The organism is Sphingobium sp. Cam5-1 (assembly GCF_015693305.1).
GTDB lineage: Bacteria > Pseudomonadota > Alphaproteobacteria > Sphingomonadales > Sphingomonadaceae > Sphingobium.
The window spans coordinates 341,014-364,262 of record NZ_CP065138.1 but is presented as its reverse complement, the minus strand read 5'-3'; the positions used below and the strand labels follow the sequence as shown (position 1 = coordinate 364,262).

20 protein-coding genes are annotated in these 23,249 nt (G+C 59.9%); 14 read left to right on the top strand and 6 right to left on the bottom strand.

All coding sequences use genetic code 11. The features are described from left to right. Positions 1 to 812 precede the first annotated feature (812 nt). Positions 813 to 938 (top strand): helix-turn-helix domain-containing protein, encoded by a 126-nt coding sequence (locus tag IZV00_RS21100; RefSeq protein ID WP_230463253.1) that lies wholly within the window; start codon positions 813 to 815, stop codon positions 936 to 938. Positions 939 to 1,292: 354 nt separating this feature from the next. Here IZV00_RS21100 and IZV00_RS01940 read toward each other — a convergent pair whose 3' ends face one another. Continuing rightward, positions 1,293 to 1,547, bottom strand: coding sequence for a DUF465 domain-containing protein (locus tag IZV00_RS01940; protein WP_443020056.1), 255 nt, complete (start codon positions 1,545 to 1,547; stop codon positions 1,293 to 1,295). 495 nt (positions 1,548 to 2,042) lie between these two features. Here IZV00_RS01940 and IZV00_RS01935 point away from each other — a divergent pair, with 495 nt between their 5' ends. The 8 genes from IZV00_RS01935 (at position 2,043) to mnhG (ending at position 9,405) form a co-directional block, all read left to right on the top strand. Further along, on the top strand, positions 2,043 to 2,342 hold the full coding sequence (locus IZV00_RS01935) for a hypothetical protein (RefSeq protein WP_196225549.1): 300 nt from the start codon (positions 2,043 to 2,045) through the stop codon (positions 2,340 to 2,342). A 97-nt stretch (positions 2,343 to 2,439) separates the two neighbouring features. Beyond that, positions 2,440 to 3,318 (top strand): universal stress protein, encoded by an 879-nt coding sequence (locus IZV00_RS01930; protein ID WP_196225548.1) that lies wholly within the window; start codon positions 2,440 to 2,442, stop codon positions 3,316 to 3,318. A 113-nt stretch (positions 3,319 to 3,431) separates the two neighbouring features. Next, on the top strand, positions 3,432 to 6,338 hold the full coding sequence (locus tag IZV00_RS01925; RefSeq protein ID WP_196225547.1) for a monovalent cation/H+ antiporter subunit A: 2,907 nt from the start codon (positions 3,432 to 3,434) through the stop codon (positions 6,336 to 6,338). Continuing rightward, positions 6,338 to 6,676, top strand: a complete 339-nt coding sequence (locus tag IZV00_RS01920; protein WP_037466086.1) for a Na+/H+ antiporter subunit C — start codon at positions 6,338 to 6,340, stop codon at positions 6,674 to 6,676. Before IZV00_RS01925 ends, IZV00_RS01920 begins: the two co-directional genes overlap by 1 nt. Next, positions 6,673 to 8,289 (top strand): monovalent cation/H+ antiporter subunit D, encoded by a 1,617-nt coding sequence (locus tag IZV00_RS01915; protein WP_196225546.1) that lies wholly within the window; start codon positions 6,673 to 6,675, stop codon positions 8,287 to 8,289. The genes IZV00_RS01920 and IZV00_RS01915 overlap by 4 nt, the downstream gene beginning before the upstream one ends. Beyond that, a complete protein-coding gene (locus IZV00_RS01910) occupies positions 8,286 to 8,774 on the top strand; it encodes a Na+/H+ antiporter subunit E (RefSeq protein ID WP_037466090.1) in 489 nt (162 codons plus the stop codon). Before IZV00_RS01915 ends, IZV00_RS01910 begins: the two co-directional genes overlap by 4 nt. Further along, positions 8,771 to 9,052 carry a K+/H+ antiporter subunit F gene (locus IZV00_RS01905; protein WP_037466092.1) on the top strand — a complete coding sequence of 94 codons (282 nt, stop codon included), beginning with the start codon at positions 8,771 to 8,773 and terminating at the stop codon, positions 9,050 to 9,052. Before IZV00_RS01910 ends, IZV00_RS01905 begins: the two co-directional genes overlap by 4 nt. Beyond that, on the top strand, positions 9,049 to 9,405 hold the full coding sequence (gene mnhG, locus IZV00_RS01900; RefSeq protein ID WP_196225545.1) for a monovalent cation/H(+) antiporter subunit G: 357 nt from the start codon (positions 9,049 to 9,051) through the stop codon (positions 9,403 to 9,405). Before IZV00_RS01905 ends, mnhG begins: the two co-directional genes overlap by 4 nt. Before the next feature lie 263 nt (positions 9,406 to 9,668). On the opposite strand, the gene gdhA is transcribed toward mnhG, so the two are convergent. The 5 genes from gdhA to IZV00_RS01875 form a co-directional block, all read right to left on the bottom strand. Then, on the bottom strand, positions 9,669 to 11,018 hold the full coding sequence (gene gdhA, locus IZV00_RS01895; RefSeq protein WP_230463333.1) for an NADP-specific glutamate dehydrogenase: 1,350 nt from the start codon (positions 11,016 to 11,018) through the stop codon (positions 9,669 to 9,671). An 81-nt stretch (positions 11,019 to 11,099) separates the two neighbouring features. After that, positions 11,100 to 12,395 (bottom strand): O-acetylhomoserine aminocarboxypropyltransferase/cysteine synthase family protein, encoded by a 1,296-nt coding sequence (locus IZV00_RS01890; RefSeq protein ID WP_196225543.1) that lies wholly within the window; start codon positions 12,393 to 12,395, stop codon positions 11,100 to 11,102. 457 nt (positions 12,396 to 12,852) lie between these two features. Next, positions 12,853 to 13,434: a sce7725 family protein gene (locus IZV00_RS01885; protein WP_196225542.1), complete on the bottom strand. Its 582-nt coding sequence runs from the start codon at positions 13,432 to 13,434 to the stop codon at positions 12,853 to 12,855. A 7-nt stretch (positions 13,435 to 13,441) separates the two neighbouring features. Continuing rightward, positions 13,442 to 14,329: a sce7726 family protein gene (locus IZV00_RS01880; RefSeq protein ID WP_230463252.1), complete on the bottom strand. Its 888-nt coding sequence runs from the start codon at positions 14,327 to 14,329 to the stop codon at positions 13,442 to 13,444. A 65-nt stretch (positions 14,330 to 14,394) separates the two neighbouring features. Then, positions 14,395 to 15,343, bottom strand: a protein-coding gene (locus tag IZV00_RS01875; protein ID WP_230463251.1) for an IS630 family transposase whose coding sequence is annotated in 2 segments (ribosomal slippage) — positions 14,395 to 15,001 and positions 15,000 to 15,343 — 951 coding nt in all. Because the reading frame shifts where the segments join, the coding sequence is not laid out codon by codon here. Between the two features lie 399 nt (positions 15,344 to 15,742). On the opposite strand from IZV00_RS01875, the gene IZV00_RS01870 reads away from it, so the two are divergent. From IZV00_RS01870 to IZV00_RS01850, 5 genes are all read left to right on the top strand, one after another. Continuing rightward, positions 15,743 to 16,672 carry a HEPN domain-containing protein gene (locus IZV00_RS01870; protein WP_196225541.1) on the top strand — a complete coding sequence of 310 codons (930 nt, stop codon included), beginning with the start codon at positions 15,743 to 15,745 and terminating at the stop codon, positions 16,670 to 16,672. A gap of 265 nt (positions 16,673 to 16,937) precedes the next feature. Next, positions 16,938 to 17,477: an RNA polymerase sigma factor gene (locus IZV00_RS01865; protein ID WP_196225540.1), complete on the top strand. Its 540-nt coding sequence runs from the start codon at positions 16,938 to 16,940 to the stop codon at positions 17,475 to 17,477. 4 nt (positions 17,478 to 17,481) lie between these two features. Next, positions 17,482 to 18,459 carry a FecR family protein gene (locus tag IZV00_RS01860; RefSeq protein WP_230463250.1) on the top strand — a complete coding sequence of 326 codons (978 nt, stop codon included), beginning with the start codon at positions 17,482 to 17,484 and terminating at the stop codon, positions 18,457 to 18,459. A gap of 99 nt (positions 18,460 to 18,558) precedes the next feature. Continuing rightward, the gene (locus tag IZV00_RS01855) at positions 18,559 to 21,156 is read left to right on the top strand and encodes a TonB-dependent receptor (protein ID WP_196225538.1); all 2,598 of its coding nucleotides are present in this window, start codon (positions 18,559 to 18,561) and stop codon (positions 21,154 to 21,156) included. Further along, the gene (locus IZV00_RS01850; protein ID WP_268934772.1) at positions 21,150 to 23,246 is read left to right on the top strand and encodes an Atxe2 family lasso peptide isopeptidase; all 2,097 of its coding nucleotides are present in this window, start codon (positions 21,150 to 21,152) and stop codon (positions 23,244 to 23,246) included. The genes IZV00_RS01855 and IZV00_RS01850 overlap by 7 nt, the downstream gene beginning before the upstream one ends. Positions 23,247 to 23,249 lie beyond the last annotated feature (3 nt).

Sequence of the window (23,249 nt, the reverse complement as noted above, 5' to 3'; positions counted from 1 at the left end):
TGTGCCACGAGAAGCTGCTCCCCTCTTCGCCGCTCGTCAAGGTTATGTCAGCTGCCGGATCAGGCGTAAGCGTTCATCTTCTCATTCTGCTTTTGGCACCTGCCATGACGTTCATATTGCTCGGCAGCCACAGCTATGGTTCGATGTTCGCCCCCTAGACCATGTCGACAAGTACATAGCGCTGAACCGTTACCAGGGTATGGCATTGCACCCTTCATCGGCATGGTGCGCGTTTTTGCGGTAGATGCTACCGCCCAAGCGTAGGCGCGAACCGGATTTAACTAGGAATGGCGTACCGATGTCCACTGCGTAATCCGCGCCAATTCACTCAAATGATATGTGGTATTGACCCCGCAAGATGCGCAACCTTTGGCAGAAAGCACCACGAAGCTGCCTCGGTCAGCGCAAAAGGTCCGCGCCTCGATATGAGCGCACTTCAAAAAAATTGTAGGTCCGGGCGATCTCGGTGATCCGGCCTAAACATTTGTCACCTTATTCGCTGGTGCTCACGCCAAGGGTACCGATCATCGCCGCGCACTGGCGGCTCGCGCTCCTCTAGAAGATGGTTTGATCGGCAGGCCGCTGTACGACGGTGGCCCATCGCCACGAAATCATCGCGCAAAGGCCCGGACCAGGCACGTCGAAGTGAAGGGCAGCGAGCCGATCGTTTGAGGTTGCGCGCGCCTATTTCGAAGAAGATGAAAGAATTAGCCTATCGCCACAAGTCTCATAGCTCCGCATCCTCAAGCGCAAGGTGGACGGCACAATCCGATCGAAATAGAGTTGGACCCTTGAGCGAGAAGGAAGCATTCATGTCAGGTCATGTTCACATAACAGGTCGCGTGATCGCAGCCGCGCGGGCATTGGTCGGCGTGAGCGCGGCAGACTTTGCAAGCGCCGCTGGCATTTCCACCGATACGCTGGGCCGCATCGAATGAGCTGGCAGTGCATGGATCACGGAGAAGGCGGACCTATGTGCCGCGCAGCGCGCACTCGATCATTATGGGGTGATCCTCGTCGAAGAAGAAGGCGGAATGGGAGCCGGTGTACGGCTAAAATTCACGCGTTCCGACACCCGTCAGATAGCCAGGCTTGAAGGCGAAGGTGGTGTTGCCGGCTCTGACGACGCACCCTGAGGCAACTCTCAGAGCCGCAGACTGCTCAGTCCCAACGCGTTGGGACTGAGTAGCTCCTAGATTTCTCGACACCTCCGATCTTATTTTTAGGACAGGAGGCGGCGATGGGAAAGCCCAGTTTCAGCGATGAGTTCAAGCGCGACGCGGTGGTTCAGATCACCGAGCGAGTTCACTCTCTGCGCGTCGAAGCCCCTGGCCGTGCAGGCGATCTTTTACCTGCAGTCGCAGTTTCTTGAGCCGCAACAACCGCATATTATCGGGGAAACGACGCCTAAGTTCGCCGCGGATTTCCTCTTCGAGCTTCGCGTGCAACCGGGTCAATTTGTATAACAATCTATTCAAAGCCTCTCTCCACTCGATATGGATTAACCGGATCAGCTGGGAGGAAATGAGAAAATTACTGACCTGCACCGAGCCAACCCGATGCGGTCCGACATCACGATCGTTTTCGAAACAACCGTCAGAGGGGCCCGGCCCGCAGTATCAATATGGACAGGCGATCGAAATCTTCAAGCGGTTCTTGTTGCAGAGTTACCGGCGTTTGGCATAGCGAGCCGTGGAGCGTTGCATGGTGGCGATGAAACTGCATAATCTACGGATTTCTAGCGATAATAGGTGAATGCATCTTCATCATGACGCTATAAATACAGGCTAGGGCGATATCATCCTTGTTTCCGTATATGATATAACTATGTCATCGGTGATGAACCATTCTTTCTCTTGTGGCGAGGCTCAGCGCCTAATATTCAACAATTAGCCGGACGCTATCGTGGATCACCTGGCGTCCGGGAAGTGACTACTCGAGGCGGTCTGCACTTCATAAAATCTGACAGCTTTCTTCGCCTGCATTTAGCAGGGAGACCACCTCTCATCTTGTAAATTTGTCGAGCTCTGAAGGATAGTTCAATGTCGACGTCGTTTAACCGGCTGCGGCCGGTCTCAAATTCGTTTATGGAGCTTGAAGCTCTACTTGCCCGTTACCCCGGAGTTAACACGCAAGAGATTGCGGAAATTGGCGGGCTGGTTGCTCACCTATCGTTAATTGAAGAAGCCATCCTATCGTCCAGCAAGGATCATGCGGAAAAGCTGCACAATTTCCGCCGGGAGCATGGCGACAGCTATCGTGTGCCGACGAAGGAATTGGTCGCCGTTCTCTCCTTTCCCATACTGATAGCGGTTGCCCTGCTATGGTGGGCTTTCGCTTGAATTAATGGCGATCTGCTCAGCGACATCGAACTCTCGGGATGCTATTGATGCATAGTGAAACGGATGCCGCGAGCGCGCCAGCTTAGGAGGTGATTCCATGAAACAAATCTTGGTTGCCACAGATTTCTCGACCAGATCTGATCGGGCGCTGCGGAGAGCTGTGTTGACAGCTCGGCAGGTCGGAGCGGAGCTGACGCTTGTTCATGTCGTCGATGACGATCAACCTAACTACTTAATCGAACGACAAAAAGCTGCTGCGGCCGAAATTTTGCAGCAAACGGTCTCCACCTTGGTAGATGTGGATCAAATACGGGCTGAATGGCTGATCACAACTGGAGATGCTTTCACTGGCATACTGCAGGTGGCCGAAGAAGCCGATCCTGCGCTCATCATCGTGGGTCCCCATCGTCGCCAATTTCTGGATACATTTGTCGGTACCACGGCTGAGCGAACAATCCGCCGTAGTCGACATCCCATCCTCATGGTCAATGCGGTTCCATCGGGCCCCTACCGGCGGAGCCTTGTGGCGGTGGATTTTGACGAGGCGTCTGAGGTCGCGATAAACGCCATGTCCGAGCTCGATATCTCTGCAGCAGGCGACATAATCGCACTGCACCTTTTCGATGCGCCGGCGATCGGGATGATGAAGAGAGCTATGGAGGTACAGGACGCGATTGATCATTATGTCAGCCAGCAGGAGGATCGGGCCCGGTCTGAGTTGACCTCGTTCCTCGCGAAATGCCGATTGGATTCCGCGCAGCTCATGCTTAGTCCGCTCAAAGGCTCAGCCTCAGCTGCAATCAGCGCCTGCGCAATCGAGCAGGAAGCTGATCTGATCGTGCTTGGGACAAACCAGCGGAAGGGCTTGGAGCGATTTCTGCTTGGAAGCGTCGCCCAGGGGGTGCTGCTGGATGCCACACAGGACGTGCTTATTGTTCCCGTAATAGCGGCGGATGATCTCACCATCAACGGCTGACGATGTCCCTGAGCCTTAGGCTATTTGAGTTTTGACCGGAGGCAAGGAGGCAGCTAGCAGGGATAGAAGCGCCAACCGCTTGGAGAGCGATAATTACCTCACCAAATATCAGCTTGCTGTGGTTAATCCTGCTCCTCCCGTTTTTGGGCAGCCTCGCCGCCGCCTTTCTGTCCTCAAGGGCGCGTGATACTGCCGGGATCATCGCTGGCATGGTCGCGCTTACTGGCACGCTGCTGACCGCGTTTCTTTACCCGGCTGTGGCCGACGGAACAGTCCTTCGCAGCGAGATAGAATGGCTTCCCTCCCTGGGGCTGAACTTAGTGGTTCGGCTCGACGGCCTATCATGGATCTTTGCACAGCTTGTCTTGGCAATCGGGTTTCTCGTTGTTCTGTATGCACGCTATTATATGTCGCGGGACGATCCTGTTCCTCGCTTCTTTTCATTCCTGCTCGCCTTCATGGGATCGATGCTTGGCTTGGTCATGTCTGGCAACCTGGTTCAGCTTGTCTTTTTCTGGGAGCTGACGAGCCTCGCTTCCTTCCTGCTGATCGGCTATTGGCACCAGAATGAAGCCGCGCGCAGTGCCGCGCGCATGGCGTTGATCGTCACGGCGGCGGGTGGGCTTTCCCTGCTGATCGGCCTGTTGCTGATAGGGCGTATCGTCGGAAGCTACGACCTGGAAGCGGTGCTGGCATCGGGCGACGCCATCAGGTCGAGTGAACTGTACCTGCCTGCGCTGCTGCTGATCCTGATCGGCGCCTTCACCAAGAGCGCGCAATTCCCGTTTCACTTCTGGCTGCCCCATGCGATGGCCGCGCCGACGCCGGTGTCGGCCTACCTCCATTCCGCCACGATGGTTAAGGCTGGCATATTCATACTCATCCGGTTGTGGCCGGTGCTCGCAGGGAGCGAGGCCTGGTACTACATCGTGACAAGCGCGGGACTGCTAACACTGCTGATTGGCGCCTGGGCCGCGATCTTCCAACAGGATCTGAAAGGCCTACTGGCATATTCCACCATCAGTCACCTCGGCATCATCACGTTGCTGCTGGGCATCGGCAGCCCGCTTGCGGCGGTCGCCGCTATCTTCCACACGCTCAACCATGCGACGTTCAAAGCCTCGCTGTTCATGGCGGCCGGAATCATCGACCATGAAGCGGGCACACGCGACCTGCGACGGCTGAGCGGGTTGTACCGCTTTATGCCGATCACTGCGACGCTGGCCATGGTCGCTGCAGCGGCGATGGCAGGGGTGCCGCTGCTGAATGGCTTCCTGTCAAAGGAAATGCTGCTTGCCGAAGCCGTGACAGATTATAACGACACGTGGCTGGACCAAGCCCTGCCCTATTTGGCGACGCTGGGCCTGACCTTCAGCGTCCTTTACTCACTGCGCTTCATCCACCAGACCTTCTTCGGCCCGCGACCGACGAGCCTGCCGCGCACGCCGCATGAAGCACCACGCTGGATGCGGGCGCCGATCGAAGTGCTGGTCGTCGGCTGTCTTGTAGTCGGCATATTTCCTGCGGTGACCATTGGTCCGGTGCTGGAGGTCGCGGCCCGGTCGGTGCTGGGGCCGAACATGCCCACATATAGCCTCGCAATCTGGCATGGCTTCACCCGCCCGCTTTTCCTCAGCATCGTCGCGCTGGCGGTTGGGGCGGCCGGATATTTCGTCTTTGCACGACAGTTGAATACCGCATCCGCCGTGCCGCTGCTGGGACGGCTTAAGGGCCGGCGTATGTTCGAGACGGTGCTGTCGATCCTGATCGGCGCGGCGCGACAGCTGATGAAAGTGGTGGCGACGGAGCGGCTCCAGTCGCAGCTGCGCGTGCTAGTGCTGGTCGGGTGCATCGCGGGACTTCTGCCGTTCCTACGAGCTGGCTACGCGATCGGGACGCTTGGCGTCACGCCGCTGGATCCTGGCTTCGGCGCGATCTGGCTGGTGGGAGCAGGCTGCGCATTGGCCGCGGCATGGCAAGCGAAATATCACCGGTTGGCCGCCGTCGTGCTGGTGTCGGGCACGGGGCTTGTCAGCTGCATCAGCTTCGTATGGCTGTCGGCGCCCGACCTGGCATTGACGCAGCTGCTGGTGGAGACCGTCACTACGATCCTGATGCTGCTGAGCCTGCGATGGTTGCCAAAGCGGCTGCCCGACGTCTGGCCGGAAGCGGGCACGCCGATCAGCGTCCGCGCGCGCAGGGCGATCGACCTTGTAATCGCGGGAGGCGCGGGCCTCGGCCTGGGGTTGCTGTCCTACGCCATCATGACTCGATCTCTGCCTGACACGGTCTCGCGCTTCTTCATCGAACGGTCTTATCCGGAAGCAGGCGGCAGGAATGTCGTCAACGTCATCCTCGTTGACTTCCGTGCGTTCGACACCCTGGGCGAGATCACGGTGCTAGCGATTGTCGCGCTGACTGTATTTTCACTGCTGCGGCGTTTTCGACCGGCGAGCGAAAGCGTGCGCAGCCCGCTGCAGCAGCGTCAGCAGGATGCGTTTGACGAGGAACGGGACGACCGGTCGCGGGGCGATACACTGGCTGACTATCTGCTCGTCCCACGCGTGATTATGGAATGGCTTTTCCCCTTCATAACGGTGCTGGCGCTTTATCTGCTAATAAGGGGACACGACCTGCCTGGGGGCGGTTTCGCCGCGGGAGTGACGATGTCGATCGCCCTCATCCTCCAATATATGGCGGCAGGCACGCGCAGCATCGAGGCGCGATTGCGTATCAAGCCGCTGAACTGGATGGGCGTGGGACTGATGACAGCGGTCGCGACCGGGCTGGGCGCTCTGATCTTCGGCTATCCCTTCCTGACCTCCTTCTTCCGCTATCTCGACGTGCCGCTGGTTGGAAAGGTGCCGGTTGCCAGCGCATTGCTGTTCGACCTGGGCGTCTTCCTGCTGGTGGTGGGTACGACCGCCCTCATCCTGATCGCCATAGCGCACCAGTCCATCCGGACCACCGCGCGCCGCCAGTCCAATCCGCCCCCTCTGCCAGTGAGGGAGCAAGGCTGATGGAAATCATTCTTGCGCTCGGCATCGGCATATTGGTGGCATCGGGTGTATGGCTACTGCTGCGCCCGCGCACCTTCCAGGTCATATTGGGGCTGTCGATGCTGTCCTACGCGGTCAACCTGTTCATCTATGCGATGGGCAGGCTGGCCGTCGACGCGCCGCCGCTGGTCGGTTCGGGCACGCCCGATCCTGCACTGTACGACGACCCGTTGCCGCAGGCGCTGGTGCTGACCGCCATCGTCATTTCCTTTGCCATGACGGCGCTGCTGCTCGTGGTGCTACTTGCCTCGCGCGGCCTCACCGGCACTGATCATGTCGACGGAGAGGATGGCGAGTGACCGGGGGCGTGCTTCATCAACTGATCATTCTCCCGATCTTGCTGCCGCTGGTCGGTGCAGCAGCCATGTTGCTGCTCAACGAGCGCAGGACGATGGCCAAGCGGATCATCGCGCTCTCTACTGTGACAGCGCTGCTCGCCACATCGATCACCCTGTTGGCCGGGGTTGCAGCGGCGGGCTTCAGCGGCGCGCCCGCAACCCGCGCCTATCTGGTCGGCAATTGGGCGGCGCCTTACGGTATCGTGCTTGTGTTGGACTGGCTGTCGGCGATGATGCTTGTGCTGACAGCGACGTTGGGCCTCACCTCGCTCATCCACGCGTTGGCGCGATGGGACCGTGCCGGCCCGCGCTTCCACGCGCTCTTCCTGCTTCAACTGATGGGTCTCAACGGGGCATTTCTGACCGGCGACCTGTTCAACCTGTTCGTCTTCTTCGAAGTGCTGCTGGCGGCGTCATTCGGTCTTTTGCTGCACGGATCGAGCAAGGCGCGGGTGAAGGCAGCGCTGCACTATGTGACGCTTAATGTCGCCACATCGCTCCTCTTCCTGATCGGCGCGTCGCTGATCTACGGGGTGACCGGGACGCTCAACATGGCTGACTTGGTCGTGCGCATACCGGCCGTTGCGAATAGCGACGTGGCGCTGGTGCAAAGCGGGATGGCAATATTGGGCATCGCCTTCCTGGTGAAGGCGGGCATGTGGCCGCTCGGCTTCTGGTTGCCGCGTACCTATGCGGCGGCGGCGCCCCCCGTCGCCGCGCTCTTCACGATATTGAGCAAGGTAGGCATTTACGCGGTGCTACGCGTCTATCTGCTCCTCTTTGGTGGCGATCTGGGTTGGACCGGCAACTATGGTGAGGAATGGCTGCTGTTCGGCGGCATGGCAACGATGGCGTTCGGCACAATCGGCGTGCTCGCCGCCCGCACATTGTCGCGCGTTGCGGGCTATTCGCTGATCATCTCGGCGGGCACGCTGATCGCGGCAATCGGCGCGGGCGCAGGCGATGTCCTAGCAGGCGCACTCTTCTACCTAGTCAGTTCGACGTTGGCGATCAGCGCCTTCTACCTGCTAATCGAGCTCGTCGAGCGGCAGGAAGCGCTGCCAGCGGGCGTCAGCGAACCTGTGTTCGACGATGAATATACCGGCGCGCTCAACGAGGGTGGGGAGGAAGAGATCGGCATCGTCATCCCTGCCACCATCGCCATATTGGGCATGGGCTTCGCGTTCTGCGTACTGCTGATCGCCGGCCTCCCGCCGCTGTCCGGCTTCATCGCCAAATTCGCGATGATCGACGGATTGCTCGGACTGCAGGACAGGATCGCAGGGTCGATCTGGGGCCTCATTGCACTATTGATCGGATCAGGGCTGGCGGTGCTGGTCGCGACGACCCGCGCTGGCATCGATCTGATCTGGGCACCGTCGGACAAGCCGCAGCCGGTGCTTCGCCTTGCCGAAGTAGTACCGGTCGCGATACTGCTGGTGGTGTGTCTCGGTCTCATGATCTTCGCGGGTCCGACGATGCGCTACATGGAACGGACCGGCCAGTCCCTGGGCGATCGGGAGGGCTATGTGGGCGCGGTCCTGAGCGCGCAGCGCGTGGGGGCTGGACGGTGAGGCGCTTCATTCCCCACCCCTTGCTTGCGCTGCTGCTGTTCGTCACTTGGCTGTTGCTGACTCAGTCCTTCTCGCCAGGTCAAATGCTGCTGGGCGCGATCGTAGCGTTTCTCGCCACCCAAGCGATGGCAGCATTGAAGCCGGAACCCGTGAAGCTGCGGCAGCCTGCGGCCATGGCTAAGCTGCTGGCGATCGTCGTTGCAGATATCGTCCGGTCGAACTTTGCCGTCGCATCGCTGGTGCTGTTCCGACGCCGCGGCCGGGTTTCCGGGTTCATCCACCTACCGCTGGAGATTACCCATCCCTATGGGCTCGCGACTTTAGCCGTAATCATAACGGCAACGCCCGGCAGCTTGTGGGTCGAATTTGATCGACGCCGCAGCGCGGTGTTGGTCCATGTCCTGGACCTCGTCGATGAGGATCAGTGGATCGCCTTGATCAAGCTCAGGTATGAAAGTTTGTTGCTGGAGATATTCGGCCAATGACGTCCCTGCTACTGGCCTTGGCAATCACAGTGGCGCAAGTCATGCTGGGCTTGGCGATGATGTGCGCCGCCTACCGCATGATCCGGGGGCCCCGCGCGCAGGACAGGGTGCTTGGGCTAGATACTTTGTACACCAATTCGATGCTGCTGTTGCTGAGCTTCGGCATACAGACAGGACGAACGTTGTATTTCGAGGCAGCATTGGTCATCGCCCTGCTGGGCTTTGTAGGAACGGTCGGCCTGTCGAAGTTCCTGATGCGCGGGGAGGTAATCGAATGATTCAGGCACCAGACCTGCCGGGCTGGGCGGCGGCGCTGGTGGCGCTCCTGCTGCTCGCGGGTGCGCTGGCGGCGCTGGTCGGGTCGATCGGCCTGTTGCGCATGCAGAGTTTTTACGAACGCGTGCATCCGCCGACGCTTGGTAGTACACTGGGCATGGCCTTGATCGTGTTGGCGTCGATCATCTGCTCCTCCGTGCTCCGCTCGCGCCCTTCCGTCCACGAAGTCCTTATCGGCCTATTCCTGACGGTCACCACGCCGGTCGCCTTCATGCTGCTAGCGCGGGCGGCACTGTACCGCGAACGGGTCGAAGGCGGCGGGTATTCCCCGCCAGTCGACGAAGGTGAGAAGTAGGTTATGATACTGCACTGATGAGACCATCGTCGTGTGCATGGCCACAATACTCGGCTTCTGCCACTTACCTGGTCGCGATCCACCATTCATCATCGCCGATGGCAGGCGACTTTCCCGCCGCGCAGCAAAAGGCAAGCCGTGGAGCATTTAAGCTCAGACTAACGGCACGGGAACTGTGCGACCTACCGAGACAACCAGAGCACATCCGGGCCCAAACTAACGAGCCGGGCGAAAGGCGCTAGAGATCACCCGCTCCTTCGTTGCTAGATAACCCCCATTGCTCCCATCGCTTCGGCGACGCGGACGAAGCCGGTGATGTTCGCGCCGAGGACGTAATTGCCGGGCGCGCCGTATTCTTCGGCGGTCTCTGCGCAGCTATCATGGATGCGCCGCATGATCGCGGCGAGGCGAGCCTCGGTTTCCTCGAAGGTCCAACTGTCGCGAGACGCGTTCTGCTGCATTTCCAGCGCGGACGTAGCGACGCCGCCCGCGTTGGCCGCCTTTGCAGGGCCGAACAATATGTTCGCATTCTGGAACAGGCGGACAGCTTCGGGGGTGCAGGGCATGTTCGCGCCCTCTCCTACGGCGACGACGCCGTTGCGGATCAGGGTCGCGGCATCATTTCCATTGAGTTCATTCTGCGTCGCGGACGGGAGCGCGACTTCGCACGGCACGTCCCACACGACGCCTTGCTCGACAAAATAGGCGCCTGCCCCTTTCAACCGCGCATATTCGGAGATCCGTTCGCGGCGGACGAGCTTGATTTCCTTGAGCAAGTCGAGGTCGATGCCTTCGTCGTCAACGATGTAGCCGGAGGAGTCCGAACAGGCGACCGCCTTGCCGCCGAATTCCTTGATCTTCTCGATCGCGAAGATGGCGACATTGCCGGAGCCTGACACCACCGCCCGCTTGCCTTCCAGGCTTTCGCCACGGGTCTTGAGCATCTGGTCCACGAAATAGACGGCGCCATAGCCGGTCGCTTCGGTGCGCGCGCGGGAACCGCCGTAGATCAGGCCCTTGCCGGTGAGCACGCCCGCCTCATAGCGGTTGGTGAGGCGTTTATATTGGCCGAAGAGATAGCCGATCTCTCGCGCGCCGACGCCGATGTCCCCGGCCGGAACGTCCGTATATTCGCCAAGGTGGCGATATAATTCGGTCATGAAGGACTGGCAGAAGCGCATGATTTCGCCATCCGAGCGGTCGCGCGGATTGAAGTCCGATCCACCCTTGCCGCCCCCGATGGGAAGGCCGGTCAGCGCGTTCTTGAAGGTCTGTTCAAAGCCCAGGAACTTGATGATGCCGACATTGACCGATGGGTGGAAACGCAGGCCGCCCTTATAGGGGCCGAGCGCCGAGTTGAACTGCACGCGGAAACCGCGGTTGATGTGGGTCTGCCCCTTGTCGTCGACCCAGGGCACACGGAAGATGATCTGGCGTTCCGGCTCGCAGATGCGCTCGATGAGGGCGTTGTCCATATATTGAGGATGCTTGGCGACGACGAGCCCCAGGCTTTCCAGCACTTCTTCGACAGCCTGGTGGAATTCGGTTTCACCGGCATTCCGCCTCAACACGTCTTCGAATATCGGCAGGAGTTTCTCGTCGATACGGGGCAATGTCTTCTCTCTCTTTGTCGACATGAAATGGGATATTCGGGTTACCCGCGTGAGGGGCCGGGCGCGCTAATACCGCTCCGTCTAGACCGCTGCCTTCAGAGCATTTTCTAGATCGGCCAAAATATCGCTGATATGTTCTAACCCGATGGAGAGGCGCACATACCCGGGCGAAACGCCTGACGCAAGCTGCTCCGCCTCATTCAACTGGGAATGAGTGGTGGAAGCAGGGTGTATAGCCAAGCTACGCGCATCACCGATGTTGGCGACGTGGTAAAAAAGTTCCAAGGCATCGATAAACTTCCGCCCAGCTTCCACCCCGCCGGCAAGCTCAAAGCCCACGAGTCCCCCTTGGCCACCAGTCAGATATCGGTCGGCCCGCTCCTTGATGAGGCCATTCTGCTTAGATGGATAGATGACCCTCGTTATTGCGGGATGCTGCGCAAGATGGTCGGCAACGATAGCGGCGTTGGCACAGTGCCGCTCCATCCTCAGTGACACTGTCTCTATCCCCTGGATCAGCTGAAACGCGTTGAACGGGGACAAGGCTGCCCCCAAATCCCTCAACAAAACCACTCTTGCACGCAGTATGTAGGCGATTGGGCCAAGTGGCTTTGCCGCCTCGGTCCAGATGGCTCCGTGATATGAGGAATCAGGCGCGTTCAGAAGCGGCTGTCTCTCCGGGGTCGCGGCCCAATCAAAATTGCCGCCATCAACGATCAATCCGCCGATTGAGGTCCCATGACCGCCCAAATATTTGGTGGCTGAATATACGACGATCGCTGCGCCATGCTCGATGGGTCGACACAGCAGGGGCGCGGCTGTGTTGTCCATGATCAAGGGAATTCCAGCCTCCCGGCCTATTGCAGCAACATCCGCAATGGGGAAGACTTCAAGCTTCGGATTGGGCAGCGTTTCCGCATAATAGGCTCGTGTCCGCTCGTCTGTTGCCCGCCGAAAATTTTCCGGATCGGAAGGATCGACAAAACGCACCTCAATGCCTTGATCCTTAAGCGTGTTGGCAAACAAGTTATATGTGCCGCCGTAAAGCGCTGTCGAGCTCACGACGTTGTCGCCACAGCGCGCCAGATTCTGTATCGCGTAGGCAGATGCAGCTTGTCCCGAGGCGACTGCCAGGGCAGCAGCGCCCCCTTCGAGGGCGGCTACGCGCTTCTCAAGCACGTCGGTAGTCGGATTCATGATCCGGGTGTAAATGTTGCCGAGTTCCTGCAATGCGAAAAGCGAGGCCGCATGCTCCGCATCGCGAAATTGGTAGGATGTTGTCTGATGGATAGGAACGGCCACCGACCCTGTCGTTGAATCAGCTCGCCATCCGGCATGAACAGCAAGCGTTTCAACCTTCTGTCGGCGTTCAGTCATGACAAACTCCGTTTAAATCAGCAATGTAGCGAGCCATGGTGGACTGGGCATAATAAAAAAGCAACGCCTTCGTTTCAATTAACAAATTTGACACGCTTGAAAATGAAACTCGTCATGATTGTGATCAACAGTAGCCGTACACAAGACTTAATTGTCAGAAAAGCAGATACATCTACAAAGTGGACTTCCATTGAAGAGGCAAAGCTTTTTCCGTGACAACAATAAATTTCCTAGCATGCTGCCCTACATTAATTCCATCATGCATTGAACGGCCTAAGGCTTGACTTTCCATCGGCATCAATCATGTTTGTCGAATATGACGAACGACCCAAGTCTTCTAAAGCCCTTTTCACGCGGCAGCAGCACGCCGCGGCTGCGCCCCTAGGCGCGCCCATCGCGCCTAGGGGTGACAGATCGCCGTGCGATCACATCTTAGCGTCGCGTCCACCTGATGAGTTTATCCCAACCAAGCGACGCTTGTTCTCAATGCGCGAGACGCTTCTGAACGAGGGTATCCATGAAGAGCGGCAACGATGTCTATTTTAGACAAAGAGCAGAGCATCACCTTGCTAAGGCAGCGGCGGCAGAGCGTGCTTGCATGTTTCTCGATGAAGACATGGCGGGTGTTCTTGAGACCCGCGCCAAGCTGATCGGCCAGAGCCTTTTGGTCCCCAAACCCGGCATGGACGAACACCGGATCGTGCGCGGCGTGCGCTTCGAAAAGCGCATAGGCATCTTCGAGGTTCATATCCTCCCGAAGAAGTATCCCAGCCGATACTGCTGCGTTATCTGCAAACTCCTGGGCCAGGAGACCGGTGATGCCAATTCCGTTGTCCTGGTGGTCGCCGACGTACGGGTTGACGATGACGATCGCCTTGCCGCCCACTTCGCAGACAGTTTGCAAGGCCCTGTGAAGCCCCTTCAGGGTCTCCTTGACCGGTTCGATGATCGGCACAAACCCCGCTTGTGCCATCACCCCCGCTGTCTCCCGAATGGTGATGAGTTCGAACTGTTTGCCGCGAAAATATGGATAGTACATCGTAGGATTATGTCCACTCCATCGCCATTTTGAGAGGTGTTTCAATGGCACTGACGACGCGATCGTGATCGCCGCGCCTGACTGGTATCGAAAGTGCCGCAGCCTGCAACGAGACCGGAAGGCGTGCGACGAGCTCCGCTAGAGGCACAAGCGACCGCGTCCGTTTCAGTGTACTGACCATTTCGCGGTGGACGTCGGCCGGGTCTAACTCGGCAAACAACGAGCGGAGCACACCATGGCGCCGGGTGTTCGGAACATCGGGCGCGGCTATGCCGAGCGACTTCAATACGGCCACGGCTTCGGCCGATCGTAGGGTCTCAAAGATGGTTGTAGGACAAGTCCGCTCGGGTGAATCCACAGCCTCGCGTACCGCGGATATCCGGTAGCGCCGGGAAAGCATAAGGATGCCGACATCGCGGTCCAGTACGCGCTGGGCACCCTCGACATGGTCCTCGCCAACAATGACATTCACCGTCGCAAAAACACGCTTGTAGTTGGCGACTTGGTTGACGAGGCGCGCAAGGGAATCGCGTTCCGACTTGATTTCATAGACGCTGGCGGTGCCGTTCAGGATGACGAGATCCGCCTTGCAGTCACCAGCGCGCACCTCATTGAGCATCGAGGCAGTGCGCAGGGAATGCTTGCCGAGAAGGACATTCTTGGTGACCGCCGCGCGGTAGACGTATTCGTTCCGGCTTCCTGCGGTCCTGAGGCGCGCGAAAGCAGTATCGAATGCCGAACCGACCGTCGCCTCTTCTCCGCAGCGCTCCACTACGCCCGCTTGGCGCATGAGGCGGCTGAACAGAGGCGAGCGCCCTTTCCTGGCCATTTCCTGAAAAACGGCAGAGGAGAACAGGCGATCAAGCGCGCTCAGTTCAGATATGGACGACGGCAATTCAAAGCTTCAAGAGACCGCGCGCCGGGACGCGCCGTCATGGAACGATCTAGAGCAGAATCCGATCACTCTGGCTCATACCCGGTGGCAGTAAAGTAATTTGCGCATTCTTCGGGAGTGAAGCGGGGCAGTGCCTCGCGAATTGCATCCCATAGGTCGGGGACGGTTCGGGCGGCGGCTTTTCGCAGGATTGCCTTGAGCTTCGAGAAGGCGTTCTCGATTGGATTGAAGTCGGGGCTGTATGGCGGCAGGAACAGCATTCGCGCCCCGACTGCTTCGATGGCTTCACGGGCCGCCATCGTTTTATGAGCTGGCAGATTGTCGAGGATGACGATGTCGCCGGGACGCAGCGTTGGCGCCAGAACCTGCGCTGCATAGGCAGCGAACCATTCGCCAGTCATGGGACCGTCCAGGACCATGGGTGCGGTCATGCCCGTTAGGCGCAGCGCGCCGGTGAAGGTGGTGGTTTTCCAATGACCGTGCGGAATTGGGGAGCGACAGCGCATGCCGCGCTGGGCCCGTCCACGCAGACGCGCCATTTTCGTCGATGCGCCGGTCTCATCGATGAACACTAACCGTTCCGGGTCGAGATCAGGTTGGGCCTTAAACCATGCGCGTCGCCGCGCGAGAACGTCGGGCCGCTCCTGCTCGCTGGCGTGCGCTGTTTTTTTTCACGGTCATTGAGTGACGATCAAGAAAACGCCAGATCGTGCTCGGCGCAAATACGGCCCCATGCTGCGCTCGAAGCATCTCGGCAAGTTCAACAAGCGTGATGTCCACCTGCTCCTCGACCGCACCGAGAATAATGTCGCGATGGGCTTCAATCCGGCGCGACCGCATGTCGCCGCCTTGCCGCTTCGCCCGCGTCGATCCAGTCTCCCGCCATTCGCGAACCCAACGGATCGCGCTCGCCGCCGCAACTCCAAAACGCTCAGCTGCTGCGCGCCGTGACAGGCCCCCGTCAACCGCCGCAATCACCCGCGAACGTAAATCCTCTGAGATAGACTTCGTCATGCCAGGCTGACCTCCTTGTCCAGCTGACATCTTGAATCAGATTTCCCAACGAAAAGGAATCGTCCAGATTCAGTTAGGTCGGATTATGCTCTAGACTAGTGCCTGCTAGGAAGCGACAAATTTCGGCCTTGGGATGCATCCGGATCAGCGTCGCGGTTTGGGTGACGGCATTCTCGCAGTGAAGGTGCAGCAGTTGACACCTGCGCCCCAGGGGGGAACGTCAGCTATTCTGATCTTGTTCCTCCGAAGCCGACGGTCGCGAAGGTCCCATTTTTAGCCGTTTCGCCAGCAGTTAGGCGAAACGAGAACACCCTCATATCAAATGAGCAACCTTCAGGATGTCGGGCCCCTCACGAAAATTGGGGTGCAAGCAAGCACCTGCAATGTTACGATTCTTGGATGCGAACCGATCTGGACCATTTACCCTCGCATAAGCAGCGGGAGCTCGAAAGGATAAGGCAAATCATCTTCGAGGAGTTCGAAGATGCCCTTTCACTCGCCCGGCATGATTGGAAGAAGAAGGGCCGCATCCTGAAGGTGATACTGTACGGGAGCTACGCGCGCGGCGGCTGGGTGGATGAACCTCATACCGCCAAAGGCTATCAGTCCGACTATGATCTGCTGGTCATCGTCAACGATCAGCGTCTCACGGACCGGGTTACTTTCTGGTCCAAGCTCGACCAGCGCCTCAACCTGGAGATCATGGTCACAAAGGCGCTGAGGACACCCGTCAACTTCATAGTTCATACCCTCCAAGAAGTGAACGACGGCCTCGCCCACGGACGCTATTTCTTCATGGACGTGGCGCGCGATGGTATCGCTTTGTACGACGCTGACGGAACCGACCTCCACAAGCCGCAGCCGAAGACGCCGCAGCAGGCGCTAGCGATGGCGCAAGAATATTATGACGAATGGTTTCCCGCTGCGATGAAGCGGTTCAATATCGCCAAGTTCGATATCCGAGAAGGGTATGCGAAGGACGCTGCTTTTGACCTTCATCAGGCTACCGAGCGCCTTTATCACTGCGTTCTTCTAGTCTGCACTTTCTACACGCCACATGTGCACAATCTTGGCTTCTTGCGCACACAGGCTGAGCGTATCGATCGGCGCCTCGCTTATGTGTGGCCATCAGACACGCGGCGTGACCGCGCGATGTTCGAGAAGCTAAAGGAAGCCTATGTGAAGGCCCGCTATTCCAAGCATTATCGTGTCACAGAGGAACAGCTTGAATGGCTGGCTTCGCAGATCGAGGAGCTGGGACGCGTCGTGCATAGCGTCTGCGCCGAGCGTTTGGAAGCGCTTGAGGCTGATGTACGTCTTGCGGGTTGAATTTCTGCTCTTGCCTTCCTTCTCCCAAATTGGCAGCCTTGGCGGCGCATTCGTATTTACTGGCAAGCGAATGCGGGTTCATCCCTGCCAGCCATCATTCGCACCTGTCCTGGTCGGACGGGTGGCCGTGTCGGGATAAGGCGCAGACCGCGCTGGACGGCGGCGACCATCGCTGAACTGAGGGTCCGGCTTCGCCGGGCATTCGGTGTGCCGCGTGGACGCCTCCCATGCCTAATTGTTTCACCGCTAGTCCCTCGAGGCTGCCATGAGCAGCCGCCGCGACAACGCCCCTGCCCCGCAGCGGCCGGTCCGGTCCCAACTGGACGCCTTATTCCGCGAGGAAGCCCCGCGCCTGCTCTCCTTTTTTCGACGGACAACCGGTGATGCCGATGCTGCCTCCGACCTGCTGCAGGAAAGCTTCGCCCGCATTGCGCGCCTTCCCAGCCTTGCCCAGATCCGTCGTCCGGCGGCTTATCTCCAGCGCGTGGCGCGGAACCTCCTGCTCGATCGTCATCAGGAAAAGGCATCACGGGGTTGGCGGCTTGAGCCGCTGCACGAGGACGTCGGCATCGCCGTGGCCCCATCGCAGGAAGCCGAAATGGAGGCCCGGCAATTGCTGGAACTCTACGAAGCGGCTCTGTCATCGCTTTCACCGCGCAGCCGGGACATCTTCCTGTTGAGCCGTCGGGATGGCCTCACGTACAAGCAGATCCAGGCATCCACAGGGCTCAGCATGGGTACGGTTGAATATCACATGATGCGCGCCCTCGCGCATATCAATCGGCACTTCGACGCTCATGGCTGAGCCTATGCCGCCAGAAGATGAGGCCCTGCGAGACGTGGCTGCGGCTTGGGTCGCGCGCATGCAGCGGCCGGACGCCGATCGGTTCAGACGCGAATTCGAGGCCTGGCTGGCTGCCGACCCACTTCATCGCGGGGCCTACAACAAGGCTGCCGGCCGCTTCCACGACGCCCGCCTGCTGGTTCACTCCTCCCGCTGGGATTCAAGGCGGAGCGCTCAGCCTCGACATGGCCTGGCCGTTCTCGCCCTTACCGGTCTGCTGCTCGCCGCAGCCGTTCTCCTGGTGTGGCGCCTGTGGTCGCCACCTGCCGTCGGTCTCGACGCGAGCAAATCAGCCTCGACGCAAGCCGTACGGCTCACCCTGGATAATCCGCGGGGCGCCGTCGCCCGACGTCCCCTGCCGGATGGTTCAGTGGTCACGCTTGATACGGCAACCGGTCTCCAGATCGCGTTCACGGCCGACAGGAGGGAGTTCTGGCTTCAAAGCGGCCGCGCCCGCTTCACGGTCGCCCATGATGGGCGTCCGTTCGTCGTGCATGCCGCCGGCAGCAGCGTCACGGCTACCGGAACCATGTTCGATGTCACGGTGGCGCAAGGTGGACAGGTCTTGGTCACCTTGCTGGACGGCGAAGTCCTTGTTCGATCCTCTGCCGGACCTGAAAGGACGCGTCTGCTGAAGACGGGCTACAGCCTCACGCTCGATCCGAACGCCCCCCTACCCTCGCCAGCCCTGGCGGACAGTCAGGCCGCCCAATGGCCGACCGGGATGATGTCCTTCGAGGGCGCACGGTTGCACGACGTCGTCGCCATAGCGAACCGCTACGCGCCTCATCCAATTCGTCTCGCCGATCCTTCGCTTGGCGAAGCACAGGTGTCCGGGCGGTTCCGCATCGACAATGCCAGCCGGCTTGCCACCAATCTCGCCCGCTATCTCGATCTCAACGTCCAGCGGCAATCCGACGGCGAGATCCTTCTCGCGCCGTAAAAAAATCTTTACTGCCCCCTTAAGGTACACGCCCCTTTTCCTGTCGATGTCCCCGGAGCGAGCTTCAAACGAAGCCGCCGACAGCAAAGGGGGCAGACTATGCGCATAGTGGGAATGGTTCGTTCGGTGCTTCTGACTGGCAGTGCCATGGCGATCCTGGCGGGGCTGCAGATAGCGGAGGCGCAGAGCGAGCAGCCGGTAGACTATGGTCAACCAAGGCAGCCCCTAGCCGACGCATTGCGGCAGGTCGGCGCGACGTCGGGATGGGAAATATTCTTCGCGCCGGGGGATGTCCGTGGCCGCACCGCACCTGCCCTCGTTGGCCGTTTCGATGTCCGCGAAGCTGTAGACCTGCTGCTGCGTGGGACAGGGCTGAGCGCCACTTACACAGAAGGAGCCATTCAGGTTCGGGGGCGAGAGACAGCGGCGGAAGGGCCTGGTGAAAGCCCATCCGCCGACAACATCGTGGTGACCGGATCCCGCCTGCGCGGCGCGGTCTCGGCTTCAAAGCAGGTTACGCTCAGCCAGCAGCAGATCAGGGAAGCGGGCCAGGCTGATCTTGGCGAAGCGATCCGGTCGATCCCGCAGAATTTCAGCGGCGGTACAAATCCGGGCATCGCGCTCGGCACCGTGGGTGAGCAGAATTCCAACCTGGGTGGCGGATCATCGCTCAACTTGCGCGGGCTCGGCCAGGACGCCACCCTGACGCTGCTCAATGGCAAGCGGCTCTCCTATGGCGCAGCCTATCAGGCGGTCGATGTGTCCAGCATCCCGCTCGACGCCGTCGACCGCATCGAAGTCGTCGTGGACGGGACATCCGCCATCTATGGCTCGGATGCGGTAGGCGGGGTCGCCAATATCATTTTGAGGCGCGACTATGAGGGGGTGACAACATCGGCGCGGCTGGCGGCGGCGAGCGACGGCGGCTATGTGCGGCAGCAATATGCGGCCGTAGCGGGAACGCGCTGGTCGGGCGGCGGCCTGATCGTCGGCTATGATTTTTCCCGCAATACGCCGGTCACCGCTCGCCAGCGTTCCTACACGTCCCGTCTGGACGACAGCACGACCCTTTGGCCGTATCAGCGACAACATGCCGTCATCGGCAGCCTCCACCAGGATCTCCTCCCCGGCGTGGAGCTGCAGTTCGACGGTCTCTACAGTCGCCGCTCCACCGAGAGCTTCTATGCCTTTTCGACGACTGGCAATTACAAGGCCCTAGGCTCTTCCACCCGGTCCGAAGTCGAAGCATTTACCCTGTCGCCTGAACTCCTGATCCGCCTGGGAGACAATTGGTCCTCATCGCTCCAGATGGTCTATGGGCGCGATCAGACAAAGTGGAACAGTCCCCAATATTCGGGCGGCAAGGCCCTGGCGACAATCGAAGGATGCTATTGCAACAGCAGCTTCGGCATCGAGGCCAATGTCGAAGGGCGCGTTGCAACCTTGCCTGGGGGCGATCTCCGGCTGGCGCTTGGGGGCGGCTATCGGTCGAACAAGATGGATTACGCGCGCACCACGTCCTTTGCCGCCGGCGCACCGACCGCGCAAAGCTTCGAGGTCTCGCGCGACAGCTATTATGCCTTTGCTGAGGCGCAGCTGCCGTTGGTCTCTCCCGCCCAGAACATGCCCCTGGTCCACCGGCTCGTTGTCACGGGCGCTCTGCGCTATGAAGATTACCCGGGCATGGCGCAGGTCGCCACGCCAAAATTGGGCATCGTCTTTGCGCCCCTTCCCGACCTTGACTTGAAGGGCAGCTGGGGCCGGTCCTTCAAGGCGCCTACTCTCTACCAGCAATATCTGACGGGTTTTACATGGCTGTACAATGCAGGGCCCTATGGAGCCGGTCTGCCTGCCGGATCGACCGTGCTGTTCCTGCGCGGCGGCGACCCGGATCTGCGCCCGGAAAAGGCGCAAACATGGTCCATCTCAGCCGCCTTGCATCCTCGCGCCCTCCCTGGATTTGAATTCGACATCGGATATTTTAGCGTCCGCTACAGCGATCGCGTGGTTCAGCCGATCGCCTCGGGCAGCGGCGTGCTCGACAATCCGGTCTATGCCGACCTCATCACCCGCAATCCCAGCCTCGCCGCGCAGAACGCCGCGATCGCCTATTCCTCCGTTGGCCTGCAGAATCTCTCCGGCGGGCCTTATGTGCCAGGCAACGTCGTCGCCATCATCGATAACCGCTATGCGAATGTCTCCCTACAGAAGGCGAGCGGCGTGGACATTGCAGCGCGCTACGCGAGCCAGCTGACGAACGGCGGACGTCTGAGCGTTCAGGCCGACGCCACCTTCCTGTCGAGCACGCGCGAAGTCGTCTCCGGCCAGGGCGAAGTGCCACTGGCCGGCATGGTCTTCAATCCACCCAAATTCCGCGCACGCGGCGGCGTGACCTACGCACGTGAGGGCCTCATGCTGTCGGTCTGGCTCAGCCATGTCGGCAGCCTGCTCGACACGCGCCGCACACCCCGGCGCAGGATAGAAGGACAGACGAGCCTCGACCTCAATTGGCGCTACGCAGTTCCACAGAATCGGTCGCTACTAGGAGGCGTGGAATTCAGCGTTGGCGTTGCCAATCTGCTCAACGACAAACCCACCATTATCCGGACGACGGCCGCCTATGATGTACCCTTCGACTCCACCAATTATTCCGTTCTCGGCCGTACATTCAGCGTCGGACTGCGCAAGACATGGTGAGCGTCGCCCTCGCGCTTCTGGCATCGATCACAGCTGCCCCTTCCCCGGCGCCAGGCGTCGCCTCCCATTGCCGACAGCTGGAAACAGCCCGAACCGCTACTTTCGCGTCAAATCGGCGGTTCCTAGAAGCAGCCGACCTCCTCCACCTGCGCGATGTGGGTCGCGGCGAAGACGGGCTGTGGGACGACAGCCCAATAGCCGTGTCGCCCGACGGGAAATTCGTCGCCTTCCAGGTTCGCCAAGCTGATCCGCAAAGCAACAGCTATTGCCTGGCCATGTATCTTCTCCCCGTCGGGTCGCAGGCTGCTCTGGGGAGAGTCGATGTCGGCGGGCAATTGCTCACCGGCACCATGAGCATCCGGGGACTGGCAGCAGTCCCTTTGGGCACGGCCAAGACGGTCGTTCCCCGCTGGTCCCCGGATGGGACCGCCATCGCCTATCTCAGGGGCGATGGCGGTCCCGCACAGCTCTGGCTTGCCAAGCGCGACGGCAGCAGCGCTCGCGCGCTAACGAGCAGCGCGATCGACATAGAGGACTTTGAATGGGCACCCGATGGGAAGGGCTTCTATCTCGCGACAAGACCAGCGCTCGAAGCAGGTGATCGCGCGATCAGTGAAGAAGGGCTGAGCGGCTTCCATTTCGACAACCGTTTCTCACCCGCCATGCGGTCACGTCCCTTCGTCCGCGAGCCCGCACCGGTGGAATGGGCTTTATTCGATCCCCTGACGGGCTTAAGTACGCCCGTCAGCTCCAAGATAGCTGACGAGCTCAATGGTCTGACAACAGATCCCCGCCTTCCTGCTGGGTCCAAGCAATATCATGGCGAACGAGTGGCCTGGGCGGCGCAGCGCGCCGCCCGATATAATGCGCCGCGCGTACTGCATATCTCCTCGCCGCATGTGTCGGCCAGTATGTGCGACATGCCCCAGTGCGAGGGCGTGGTCACCTTTGGCTGGACCCACGCAGGCGATGCGCTCTGGTATGTGCGACGGCAAGGCTTCGCCCTTGAAGAGATGGCGATCTACCTCTGGCGTCCGGGACAACCACCCAGACTCGTTCATGCCGTGACCGGCATCCTGTCAGGTTGCGTCGGGGCCTCTGACGCTGTTTTGTGCATCGAAGAAACCGCTGCCCAACCGCAGCGCATCATGCGCTATGAATTGCTCAGCGGAGCCCAGTCCCTCCTTCTCGACCTCAATCCCGAATTTCGATCCATCGCCCTGGGTGCTGTGCGCCGCTTGCATGTGAAGACCGATTATGGCGTAGAGGCCTTCGCCGACCTTGTCCTGCCCCCCGGTCACCGCCCAGGCCAGCGCCACCCTCTTGTCGTCGTGCAATATCAGTCCCGCGGCTTCCTTCGCGGCGGGACAGGCGATGAAGCACCGATCTTCGCTTTGGCGCGCCAGGGCATGGCAGTGCTCAGTTTCAACCGCCCCAAGGATTATTATACCGACCCCGCGCCCGCCTGGAGCGATTTCCTCCGCGCGGTGCAGCATGACAGGATCGACCGGCGCAACATCCTGAGCGCACTGGACCGGCTGATCGACGCAGCCGTGGCGACAGGTACGGCAGATCCGGAGCGCATCGGTATCTGGGGGCTGAGCGACGGCGCATCGACCACCCAATATGCCCTCCTCAACAGCCGCCACAGCTTCAAGGCTGTTTCCCTGGCGACATGTTGCGAGGATCCCAACACTTACGCCCTTCTCGGCGGTCCTGTGCTCCAGGATTTTTTACGTCAGCTCGGTTATCCCTCCTGGGGTGGCGAAGGCGATCCCTGGGCGACCTATTCGCTCGCGCAAAATGCGCGCCGCGTCACAGCTCCCTTTCTCCTCCAGCTTGCGGACAGCGAATATATCAAGAGCCTGGAGATGGCATCCGCCTTTCGCGACCTGGCCCGTCCAGTGGACATGTATGTGTTTCCTGACGAGCGGCATATCAAATGGCAACCGGCGCACCGCGCGGCGATCTATGAGCGCAACATCGATTGGTTTCGTTTCTGGCTCTTGGGCGACATGGACGATAGTCCCGCCAAGCAAGAACAATATCATCGCTGGAAGGAGATGAAAGACGCGCGCAACGTCCGCTGAAAG